The sequence below is a fragment of the Bradyrhizobium sp. 147 genome (assembly GCF_023073935.1).
GTDB lineage: Bacteria > Pseudomonadota > Alphaproteobacteria > Rhizobiales > Xanthobacteraceae > Bradyrhizobium.
On sequence record NZ_JADPKL010000051.1, the window covers coordinates 58,481 to 67,535 of the forward strand.

At 56.8% G+C, this 9,055-nt stretch carries 10 protein-coding genes; 8 read left to right on the forward strand and 2 right to left on the reverse strand.

Annotation, left to right across the window (positions count from 1 at the left end):
- The first annotated feature begins 372 nt into the window (after positions 1–372).
- Positions 373–600 carry a hypothetical protein gene (locus IVA87_RS11830; RefSeq protein WP_247305512.1) on the forward strand — a complete coding sequence of 76 codons (228 nt, stop codon included), beginning with the start codon at positions 373–375 and terminating at the stop codon, positions 598–600.
- The gene (locus tag IVA87_RS11835; RefSeq protein ID WP_247279672.1) at positions 597–1,334 is read left to right on the forward strand and encodes a metallophosphoesterase family protein; all 738 of its coding nucleotides are present in this window, start codon (positions 597–599) and stop codon (positions 1,332–1,334) included. Before IVA87_RS11830 ends, IVA87_RS11835 begins: the two co-directional genes overlap by 4 nt.
- A gap of 90 nt (positions 1,335–1,424) precedes the next feature.
- Here the strand turns inward: IVA87_RS11835 and IVA87_RS11840 are convergent, their stop codons facing one another.
- Positions 1,425–1,703 (reverse strand): hypothetical protein, encoded by a 279-nt coding sequence (locus IVA87_RS11840; RefSeq protein WP_247305509.1) that lies wholly within the window; start codon positions 1,701–1,703, stop codon positions 1,425–1,427.
- 577 nt (positions 1,704–2,280) lie between these two features.
- Here IVA87_RS11840 and IVA87_RS11845 point away from each other — a divergent pair.
- The 4 genes from IVA87_RS11845 (at position 2,281) to gmd (ending at position 6,752) form a co-directional block, all read left to right on the forward strand.
- Complete coding sequence (locus IVA87_RS11845) at positions 2,281–2,547, forward strand: hypothetical protein (protein ID WP_247305506.1); 267 nt, start codon at positions 2,281–2,283, stop codon at positions 2,545–2,547.
- A gap of 1,995 nt (positions 2,548–4,542) precedes the next feature.
- Positions 4,543–4,776: a hypothetical protein gene (locus tag IVA87_RS11850; protein ID WP_247305498.1), complete on the forward strand. Its 234-nt coding sequence runs from the start codon at positions 4,543–4,545 to the stop codon at positions 4,774–4,776.
- Between the two features lie 344 nt (positions 4,777–5,120).
- Positions 5,121–5,468, forward strand: coding sequence for a transglutaminase-like cysteine peptidase (locus IVA87_RS11855; protein WP_247305495.1), 348 nt, complete (start codon positions 5,121–5,123; stop codon positions 5,466–5,468).
- 192 nt (positions 5,469–5,660) lie between these two features.
- Positions 5,661–6,752: a GDP-mannose 4,6-dehydratase gene (gmd, locus tag IVA87_RS11860; protein WP_247305491.1), complete on the forward strand. Its 1,092-nt coding sequence runs from the start codon at positions 5,661–5,663 to the stop codon at positions 6,750–6,752.
- Positions 6,753–6,899: 147 nt separating this feature from the next.
- Here the strand turns inward: gmd and IVA87_RS11865 are convergent, their stop codons facing one another.
- The gene (locus IVA87_RS11865; RefSeq protein ID WP_247305489.1) at positions 6,900–7,658 is read right to left on the reverse strand and encodes a methyltransferase domain-containing protein; all 759 of its coding nucleotides are present in this window, start codon (positions 7,656–7,658) and stop codon (positions 6,900–6,902) included.
- 47 nt (positions 7,659–7,705) lie between these two features.
- On the opposite strand from IVA87_RS11865, the gene IVA87_RS11870 reads away from it, so the two are divergent.
- Both IVA87_RS11870 and IVA87_RS11875 read left to right on the forward strand, forming a co-directional pair.
- A complete protein-coding gene (locus IVA87_RS11870; protein ID WP_247305488.1) occupies positions 7,706–7,993 on the forward strand; it encodes a hypothetical protein in 288 nt (95 codons plus the stop codon).
- A 1-nt stretch (position 7,994) separates the two neighbouring features.
- Entirely contained in the window at positions 7,995–8,762 is a 768-nt protein-coding gene (locus tag IVA87_RS11875) for an FkbM family methyltransferase (RefSeq protein ID WP_247333619.1), read from the forward strand.
- Positions 8,763–9,055: the final 293 nt, after the last annotated feature.

Consider the following 9,055-nt stretch of genomic DNA (forward strand, 5'->3'; position numbering starts at 1 on the left):
CCTCTACGTGTGGAGAGTGCCTGGCGGTCATTGTGATGCTGAAGATTTACCGCTTCCCAAACGGAGGGTGTTAAGTGATCGCAGCGACATTGTGGCGCTGCATGCAAAACTTTTGCACGCATGATGTGTCGCGTCGAAATGCGCATCGACAATTCGACGCGCTGACGCTCTCGTCATAGTGCTGACATATCAGCGACGGCGCTGCCGTATTTTGGATTCAAGTTCCATATCCTCCGCGATGCTTTAACGGTCACGCGAGCGCGTCTTCGCTCATCTTTCAGCGCCTATCCTGTCGCGAGAGCGCGAGGGGTCAGTTGCGGGAACATGGATGAATTTCTATCTGCGGATGCATCACGAAATTTGCAATGAGCCATGCATCTTTGCCGCGGTATCCAGCTCAGCATTGCAATTTCTCCGGACCGGTGGAACCCGTCGCAAGCAGGGGTAGGCAAGAAATTCCGCCCTTCTTTTGGCGTGATCAAGCCGGAGAACGAGGACCGCTACTCCATCCACCGCACGTTGTTCGCATCAGATGGGGAGTTCTCAGGTGCCGGCGACTTGGGGAAATTTCTCGACCACCTGATCGATTGTGCGCCATGATATCTTTCGCCCGACCACGTCGGCCAATCCATAAGCCGCACCTACCGGAGGGAGTTCGCATCTATGCGATCTCGGATATTCATGGTTGTGCGCATCTGCTCCAGCCGATGTTGCGGGTGATCGACGCCGACGTGGCTCGCAGTCGCCCGCGCTACGCGATCGAGGTTTTCATGGGCGATTACATCGATCGCGGCCCGGATACGCGCGCCACCCTCGACATCCTGGTCGAGCGTAGTCGCCGGGGCAATGCGGTCTTCCTCAAGGGTAATCACGAGGCATTTCTGGTGAGCGTGTTCGAAGATCCTTCGCTGTTCGAGGATTGGATTGCCGTCGGGGGGACCCAGACATTGATGTCTTACGGGCTCGCCCCGCCGGATCTGAAGCGCGACGAGCCGACATCGATCTTGCGCGATTTGATTCGCGCAATGCCGACTGAGCATCTGGAATTCCTGGACAATTTGCGTCTGAGCTTTACGTGCGGGGATTTCTTCTTCGTGCATGCGGGCGTTCGACCGGGCGTGGCGTTATCCGAACAGCAGGAGAACGATCTTTTGTGGATTCGCGAGGAGTTCCTGGAGAGCAAAAAGAATTTCGGCAAATATATCGTGCACGGTCACACGCCCGTGCGGAACGCCGACGTGCGAAATAACCGTGCCAACATCGATACCGGCGCCTATGCGACCGGCAACCTCACCCTGATGAGCATCCAGGGAAGTCGCATGCTCGCGGTGTGACATGGTCCCAACCGCTTGCCATCTGCCTGTCAAAGCCCTTCCGCGGCGAGCGTCGAATGGGCTTCGGCGCTCAGAGGTGAAGCGCCTCGCCTAGTTGAGCAGGCAGGGCTTCTGCGGCTGGGCACGCGTCTCGGCCATCCAATCGTTCCAGGCTCGCTCATGCTTGACGTAGAGCTCCAGCCAACGCGCGCCGTGCTCGTTGTGCTGCAGATGAGGCTCCTGATCAGGCAAACCGGCGCGCAATCGCGCATCCGGATTGTCCAACGTTTCGAACTCTAGCGTCTCCGAAATCGTCAGGCCGACGAGAACACGCTGTCCCGCACCATCCACAATGTATCGCCGCGGAGCGTCCTTCTTGGGTTCACTCATCTCGTCATGCCCCCATTCGTTTCAGTGAGAACCCCGAGTGCCTGCCGGCGAGCCGGACGGTGCTTAAAAGGCTCGTCGGGCATGGCCGAATGTTGAGGTGGGAGTCGAGGTCTCAGCGGAGCTTGCAGCCCTTCGCTGGACGCGCCAAGCACGCAGCGCATATCCCAAGATGAGGCCAGCGCCAAAAATGGAAGCGGAGACAAATGCAGAAGCCATGGAGAGTCGTCCCGGATAGTCCGGAGACACATCAAGACCGAGCAGTGTGTCGACATCATGATTTTCGATGACTCCCGGCGCCGAAAGATTGCTCACGCCTTGACTTCTTGTGTGCATGCAAGGCGATGCCGTGTTCGATCATCCACCCCCACCTCTCGTTTCGGCCGGCAACGATTACACTCTATACAGAGATGCTCTTGCGAGCCTGCGGGCCCGAGGCTTTGATCGTCGAGCAGGAGCGCTTCGCGCAGACCCCGCTTCCCGCAACGGGAATTTCGGGCCGATCGGTCGGCCGATGCCCTTGCAACCGTCCGGGAGCCGTCGCATTATTTCGCATCGCATTTCGAAGGGATTCAATCCAATGAACTTCCGCGTGCTTATTCCATCCATTGCCCTGTCTGCTCTTGGCCTCACCTTGACGGCATCGGTGGCGCCAGCCGCCGAGCTCGCGCTTGGTCCGGCGCATCATCAGGCGGCTTTCGTCCAAGGCGGGCTTGTGCTGTGGGATAATGTCTACCCGCCCGCGATCTACGGTCCCCAGCTTCGCCCGGTCGAGGAAGTCGCGGCCATGAAGGCGCAGGCACGGCCCGTGTCCCAGCGCTGGTGGGGATACTGGTACGTCCGGTAAGTTCGAGAGCGCTTGGCTGAGGCGAGCCAGGCTGGATTAACGACTGGCGGCGGCCTTTGTTTGAGGCGCGCCATATTCGTTCGACCGCCGCGCGGCAATATGGCCACGGAGCCGATGCCTTCTCCAAGGCCTAGGTGATGAGGAGCTGCCATTGTGCAGCGTGCGAGTTGCGTTTCCAGGCTAGAGCTAGCTGCGACACCACCGTACTGATCCGGGGCGAATTCGCGCGACGCTCGCACCGCCATTGGTCCGATAGCGTCGCCTCCTCGAGATCTACGATCTTGATCTGGATCTGGTCGGCAGGGACACCAATTCGATCGAGAAGAAGCTCCAGCTCCCTACGATCATCAATTGACGGCATGGCGAGCTACTTCCGCCTCGCCCTGCCAAACAAAAATTCGCCCGTCGCAGCATGAGATTTCGCATCGCTGATGCGCTGCTTGAACTCGCTAAGTTCGGGCGAATTTGGCAGATCCTGGTCCCACCGCGACGTCTTTGCTGTCGCTACACTGTGACCTGTTTGGACAGCCCTGACGCGGATCTCGGCAGCGCCCCGATCAGCAAGGCGCGCTCTGGCTCTCGCAATGCAGGTGTAAAGCGATCTTTCGGTGAATGGAGCTCCCCTCCGGCCCTGTGCGCCTCCGGCATTGAGTGCGTCGGCCAGCTGCTTGTAGGTGTAGCTTTGCTGGAGCTTCGTTTCGAACAACTCAAGGAAGGGGCCGCGCTCCAGTCGTTTGGCACAGAACGACATGCCCAACTCATGTGCCCAAGGATCTTGATCAGCTTGCCGCTTTTGCCACGGAACACATCGAGGTCGCGGCCGTGCGGGTCTCGCGTGAACGCGTCCTGCACCAGCAAGGCCAGCGAGCCCATGCGACGGCGCATATCGGTGTGGCCGGTCGCAATCCACATACGAAGCTCCACTATCAACGGTGCAAGACTCTTAAGCGCTCTCAAACAGAAGTCAGTTATAAGCCCATCTGACTGCGCAATGCGTCACGCTGTTCGCGAAGCTCTCGGAGTCGTTCAGCGTTGCCGGATTGTATCTCCTGCCACTCGATGCGATCCTCGGCAGTCCACAAGTAAGACTCGCGATTGAACCGATCTTTCTCTGCCCTATCAAACTCCATGTACAGCTTGATGTCTCGCTCAAGTTGGTCAAGTTGCTCCTGGAGGGTTCTTGGCATCAGCCGTTCCTCGGCTCCGCATCAATCCCGCTTTTGATCTTCGAGGCTATCGGTGCGGCGATCAATAGGCCTTCCCTCCTCACGGATGATACCCTCAATCTTAATTAAAGTTGCTTCGGACTTTAGATGTCCCGGCGTCGGGCGCGATTCTCTGCGTCACATAGTTCCGATGATCCAATGCAGCGTTATGTGGAAAAGCTGAACTCCCCGAGGGAGCGGCAGAACGCGCCATGACCCCTGCAAGATCACCGCCCTTCTTTGGCTTTGATTTGCGACTTTTTGGGGAGAGTGGTGGCCGCCTCCACTTATCAATCTCACAGGCGAGAAAATTGGGGGCCAAACACGAGCAACAACATTGCTCAGAAAGAAAGAACTGGCATTCCTCTGCAATTGGAGCGCTACTGAGTCGGCCAGCCGCGACGGCAGCGCTGATATCTCACCTCGCGGGCGCGGGGGCTTAAGGCAGTGCGGCAGATGATGCTGCACGATGCGCCAAGCGTCAGCGTAAGGAGATACGGTTGCGTAGCATTGAGACCGAACCTGTGGGAGTGTCACAGATCTCCATGATCAAGTTCAAATCCTCATGGCCGGCGCCATTTCGGGTGTGTTTTCCGATGCTGGAGACGGATAGAGCGGCGCGACGGTCGAAATCGCGAACAGAATTATGACTGTGATTTGATCGAAGATACTCCTTCTTGACCGGTACGGATTTATCTGCCATTTTAAATCAGACGCATTGATTAAAATATTTAAAAATGCCTCTTCAAGAGATATTTTCAATATCGTACTCGTTCCCCCGGGATGGACGATGATGGACGAGAAGATTGTCCGTTTGCACACATATCAGAAGAACATAGATCGATATGTGCGCCTGCTCGAAACGACGCTGACCGAAGTTGAACGGCAGTACATTGAGAGGCGCTTGGCCGAAGAACGATCGGCTATGGCACTGCTGTCTGCCTCGTCGCCTCGGATGGCTATCGAGCCTAACGTTGCCAATCAGGCATGCAACCGCCGGCCCAGCTTCCACGCCTCAGAATAGAGCATCGACATCTCCTTCGCTTACCGTCGCTAGGTCCCAGAGTGTCTGGAGCGATCTGTTTTCCGATATCGTAGGCCGTTAACACTTGCCGAAAATTCGTGCGCAACCTGACCTGGGCTCTTACTGACGGCTTGGATGATCACCTCCAAATTAGCGTTGGCGTGATGGTCAGTGATCGACCGTTGCTGGTAACCATCCCGATGCCTCTCCAGCACACCGCCGCTTTCATTCTTTCAATTCTGCATTCATATCCCGAGGACTGCCAGCGCCCACGATGATGCAGGATTCGAAATTTACGCTCCTCCGTTCAACGCCGGCGAGAGCTCGCCCGGATCAATTCAGCGGTGAATTTCGGCATAGCGCCAAAGGATCCGCCCGCAAGTCGAGATGACGTGGAAAGGCAGATTTTCCCTTACGAAGGCAATTGCGGCGACTATGCCGTCACCAAGCGCCATCGACTGCTGCGATCCGGCTGGCCGCGCTCGGCTCTCCTTCTCGCTGAGGTCATCATCCGAACTAACGGAGAGCATCATCTCGTGCTGCTCGTGCGTAAGAGAAGAGTGGTCCCTGCACTCGATAATCTGAGCCCGGTCGTGACGCCACTAGTCGAGGCGCTGGATGGGTACGTCATCGTGCGCGCGGAGTCTGGCACAGATCCACAACGGTGGACACGGGACGTCGCCGCCTTCTAGCTAGGCTACTGGCCGACTACCGGGCCAAGACTGAAAGCTGTCATCAATCCGATCCAGCTTTTCTCTGCAGGGGACTTTTGGCACACCGCTGCAGCCAAGCTGCCGTTAATCTAAGCTTGATTTTCGTTCTGTTTCACCCTCCCTAGCCAAGTCAATTCCGTGTAAGCACAGATTTCCATTTCTGGGACTGATATGACCAAGAAACGAGCACTTATTACCGGCGTCACCGGCCAGGACGGCGCTTATTTGGCCGAACTTCTTCTACAGAAGGGATACGAGGTCCACGGCATCAAGCGCCGGACCTCCCTCTTCAATACCGACCGAATCGATCACCTTTACCTTGACCCGCATGAGCCGGACCCGCCGTTCCGGTTGCACTATGGCGACCTCACGGACTCATCGAGCCTGATCCGGATCGTCGGGCAGGTACAGCCTAATGAGATCTATAATCTCGCTGCCCAAAGCCATGTTGCCGTTTCGTTTGAGGAACCGGAATATACGGCAAATTCAGACGCGCTGGGCGCGCTCCGGATTTTAGAGGCGATCCGGATCGTTGGCCTGGAGAAGAAGACGCGTTTCTACCAAGCCTCGACGTCCGAACTCTATGGCCTCGTGCAGGAGATCCCGCAAAAGGAGACGACGCCCTTCTACCCACGTTCCCCTTACGCGGTCGCCAAGCTCTACGCGTATTGGATCACCGTGAACTATCGTGAAGCCTACGGCATGTATGCCTGCAATGGCATCCTGTTCAATCACGAGTCTCCCGTCCGCGGCGAGACCTTTGTCACCCGAAAAATCACGCGCGCCATGGCGCGGATCCATTTGGGCCTGCAGGAACGTTTGTATCTCGGTAATCTCGACGCGCTGCGCGACTGGGGACATGCCCGCGATTATGTTGAGATGCAGTGGTTGATGTTGCAGCAGGAGAAGGCAGAGGATTTCGTCATCGCTACCGGCAAACAACACTCGGTGAGGGACTTCGTCAACGTCGCGGCCAGCGAGATTGGAATGCGAATTCGCTGGGAAGGCGCGGGGGTCGATGAAAAGGGATACGATGCCAAAACTGGAAAGTGCGTTGTATCGGTCGATCCCAGGTACTTCCGACCGACCGAAGTCGAGACGCTTCTCGGTGATCCTGCCAAGGCGAGACAGAAGCTCGGATGGGAGCCGAAAACGTCGTTCGAGAGCTTAGTTCGGGAGATGATGAAGGAGGATCTCGAATCCGCAAAGCGCGACGAGCTGATCAAGCAGCACGGCTTCCGCTACTTCGCGCGACACGAATAGCCTGTTGGTAGGTCGTCATCGCGATTGATGAGAAGCAAGTAAGCGCTTTCGCGGCGCTTGCTGTTGGCTGCTCTTGTCAAGCGACGTCATCGCGGTGCCATCTCTCTTTAGGCCAAGCGAACCGCATCTTCGGCCGGAAATGAGGCGTTAGAGACCGGACCGACGTCTCGCTGCTCTTGCCAAGACCCCAAGGTTTCCGAGGAGATGTCTTGCCGCTATCGCCGCACTCTTGCCTTCGGTGACTTCCTCGAGCTTATACTGAAAGTAGTCGGGCAAGACACGATCCAGATCGAAGGGGCTGGTTAGCGACGAATAACCCTCGGGACAATAATCGCCGCGACAAAAAACGAGAAGGTTCTGTCGATACCAGGGCCGAATTCGGCTGTCGTCATATATCTGCGGTCGGACGCAATCGAAGGCGCTGTAACCATGGCCGCTAAAACGTTCTGCCCAGTAGGATGGCCACTGCTCGTTCAGGTGGTTTCTACCGCCTTGCCCTTTGACTGCAGCAGAGAACACTACGATTGGTGCAGCGGCCACGAGCGCGGAAACGAACTCATTCGCGCTACTCTCGGGCAAATGCTCGGCCACCTCTAACGAACACGCCAAATCGAATTTGCGGCCGATATCGGTGATGGATCGAAGGTCCATGGATCTGAACCTTTCCGACGGAATTTTGAGCTGATCACGAGGCACATAGTCGCCGTCAATTCCGAGATAATCGCTCACACCGTTCGTAGCGAATTCGTGCAGCCAGGTGCCGACTCCGCAGCCGACGTCAACGACCGAATTTACTTTGAAAAGTCGAAGCACCAGTGGGACGATCACCGACGCAGATTCGAAAGACCCGCCGGACTGCTCCTTGAAGAACTGCGCACCGTAATGCTCAGCGACAGACTTCTCCATATCGACACCTCCGGACACCCAACCCTCCGGACAAGCAAGCCTGCGCCATGCCGGCGCATAACGTCAAGCCCGTCACTCATTGGAGTTTGCAGCAAAATGTGACCTATGCGACCGAGTTCCGCACTGCCACATTTGTGGTGCGCGACCTCGGCTCGCGGATCGCACTCCCAACTTCGAGCGCTGCAATAACGCGGGCTCTATCGCGGCAATACGTTCGGGTTTCTTCTTCAATTGATCTTTCACCGACTTTGAAGCACCTGGGCAACATCGCGTATTTCGAAGAATGCGTCGCCGCTTTGCCGCCATTGTTTCGAACGGAATACTGGCGTGCTTAGCATGGAGCGGGTTGACCTCCCTTTAAGTGGAGGTCAAATTGCCGGGTGGGCTGTTCAGGCGACAAGCACAGGCGAACTCATTATGCTCACAGCGCCGCTACGCTTTGCCGGCCGATTGCGCCGCTACATTTCCCGCCGCCTTTACGGCGATCCCGGCTCCTATCTTGAACTATGTTCCGGCGTGATTCATGTCGGAGCAAATGCTGGCCAAGAACGAGACCTCTATGCCCGACACAAACTCAAGGTGGCGTGGATAGAACCCGTCCCGGAGCAATTTGAAATGCTTCGACAAAACATCCGTTCGCTGCCTGACCAGCGGGCAATCAACGCGCTGATCGCCGATACTGATGGCAAGCCCTATACTTTCCATGTCTCGAACAATGATGGCCTGTCATCGTCCATTCTGGATTTGCATGACCACAAGGACATTTGGCCGGATGTGCGCTACGTCCGCGACATAACGGTTCGTTCTTTGACGTTGAAAACGGCTCTTGAAATGTGGCAGGTCGATCCCGGGCAATACGATGCCCTTGTGTTGGACACCCAGGGTTCGGAGTTGCTGGTTCTGCGGGGTGCGCAAGAAATCTTGCCGCAATTCAGATTCATCAAGGCCGAAGCGGCGGACTTCGAGTCATATCGGAATTGTGCGACCGTTGATCAAATATGCTCGTATCTGAAAGCTTTTGGCTTTCAGGTGAGACGCGAGGACCGGTTTGCGAAACGTGCATCTGGTGGCGCCTATTTCGACATCTTGTTCGAACGCGTCTAAGGCTGAGGTCAGCGAATGACGCCAACCTGGCGGCTTTGGTCTGAAGCGGATCTGATCCGCTGATTCCCTCTCGACTCCTGGCGGGCCGCGCCCGTTCTCCCCCCGCGTATCCGGCGACAGGCGCCCTTGCCTCGCCGCCGCCCTACGAACAACCGAAAACGGCCAAACTCCCCGAACGAAATACGCGGTGCTAACCCGCATTTCTCACACGGCCGATAGCTGTGCGACAGAGGATAGAAGGTCTAGCGAAGGCGATGAGGAGCCGTTGCGCTGGAGGCGCGGGTGGCGATTTG